This window comes from Streptomyces niphimycinicus, assembly GCF_018883605.1.
GTDB lineage: Bacteria > Actinomycetota > Actinomycetes > Streptomycetales > Streptomycetaceae > Streptomyces > Streptomyces niphimycinicus.
On record NZ_JAHLEM010000793.1, the window covers coordinates 1 to 1,617 of the forward strand.

3 protein-coding genes are annotated in these 1,617 nt (G+C 68.6%); all 3 read right to left on the minus strand.

The features are described 5' to 3' along the window. Nucleotides 1-517: GTP-binding protein (locus KN815_RS42795; RefSeq protein WP_216347163.1), on the minus strand; the 517-nt coding region annotated here is incomplete at its 3' end. After that, nucleotides 498-1,160, minus strand: coding sequence for a DUF742 domain-containing protein (locus KN815_RS42800; RefSeq protein ID WP_216347164.1), 663 nt, complete (start codon nt 1,158-1,160; stop codon nt 498-500). The genes KN815_RS42800 and KN815_RS42795, both read right to left, overlap by 20 nt. Before the next feature lie 82 nt (nt 1,161-1,242). Then, the coding region (locus KN815_RS42805) for a roadblock/LC7 domain-containing protein (RefSeq protein ID WP_191070320.1) at nt 1,243-1,617 on the minus strand (375 nt) is incomplete at its 5' end.

Here is a 1,617-nt window from a genome sequence, read left to right on the forward strand (position 1 = left end):
TGCGGTGGCGGGCGTCGGTGATGATGATCGGCGCGTCGGGGCCGATCTGGAGAGCCTCGCGGACCTCTTCGGGGGTGTACGGCTGATGTCCGTCGAAGCCGTTGAGGGCGATGACGAAGGGCAGTCCGGAGTTCTCGAAGTAGTCGACCGCGGGGAAGCAGTCGGCGAGTCGGCGGGTGTCCACCAGGACGACCGCGCCGATGGCACCGCGGACCAGGTCGTCCCACATGAACCAGAAGCGGTCCTGGCCGGGCGTGCCGAACAGGTACAGGATCAGGTCCTGGTCCAGCGTGATGCGGCCGAAGTCCATCGCCACCGTGGTGGTGGTCTTGTCCGGTGCGTGGGTCAAGTCGTCGATCCCCGCCGAGGCGGAGGTCATCACGGCTTCGGTGCGCAGCGGGTTGATCTCCGAGACCGCGCCGACGAACGTGGTCTTGCCCACGCCGAAGCCGCCCGCCACCACGATTTTCGCGGAGGTGGTGGAGCGGGCTGCACCGCTAGAGCTTGCGAAGTCCACTGAGCACCCTTTCGAGCAGTGTCACGTCAGGCTGACCGCCGGCGGACTCGTCGCCGCCCGGCTGATGAATGGCGACGAGCCCCGCCTCGGCCAAGTCGGCTACGAGGATCCGGGACACGCCGAGGGGAATGGCGAGCAGTGCGGAGATCTCGGCGACCGACTTGATCTCGCGGCACAGATGGCAGATCCGCTGGTGCTCGGGCAGTTGGCCCTGGAGCTGAGCGGGATCGGCCGTGGTGTGCACCAGCGCCTCGATGGCGAGCTGGTACCGGGGCCGGGTCCGGCCCCCAGTCATGGCGTACGGGCGCACCAGAGGGTTATGAGTGCCGCCCGCGGGGGAGGAAGGTTCCGGAGCGGGGCGCTCAGGCGGCTGTACGGGCTCGATACGCGGCGCCGAGGGCGCGTCGTACCAAGACCCCTCCTGCGGCGCCGGGGGCGCGTAGGAGGGCGTGTACGGCTGTTGCTGAGGCCGCTGCGGCTGCCGCCGCGGGGGCTGCTGCTCCTGCTGCGGCTCCGGCTGCTGTGGAGAGCGGGCCTGACGGCTGGGCGCGGAGGGGAAGTTGAAGCGCTTCATCGGCGCCTCTCCGCGCGGCTCGGACGGCTGCCCGTGGGCGTACGGATATCCGCTAGGGGGCGTTGCCACGTGTCCTCCTCCAACTCGCCTGTCTTGCCGGTCGCGCCACCGCACCCTATGGCGCGGTGGCGCGAAACGCACTCCATGTTTGCTAGTTGAGAAGACTCCCCTGCAATTCCGCGCGGAGATCCGGGGTGAGGACATTGCCCGCGCGATCGACCAGCAGGGCCATCTCGTAGCCGACGAGGCCGATGTCGCACTCGGGGTGAGCGAGCACGGCGAGGGAGGATCCGTCGGAGATCGACATGATGAAGAGGAAGCCTCGTTCCATTTCGACGACGGTCTGGTTGACCACGCCGCCTTCGAAGATGCGGGAGGCTCCGGAGGTGAGCGAGGTCAGGCCGGAGGCCACCGCCGCCAGTTGATCGGCTCGGTCACGGGGGAAGCCTTCGGACATCGCCAGAAGGAGTCCGTCGGCGGAGACCACCACGGTGTGGGACACCCCGGGGGTGTTGTCCACGAAGTT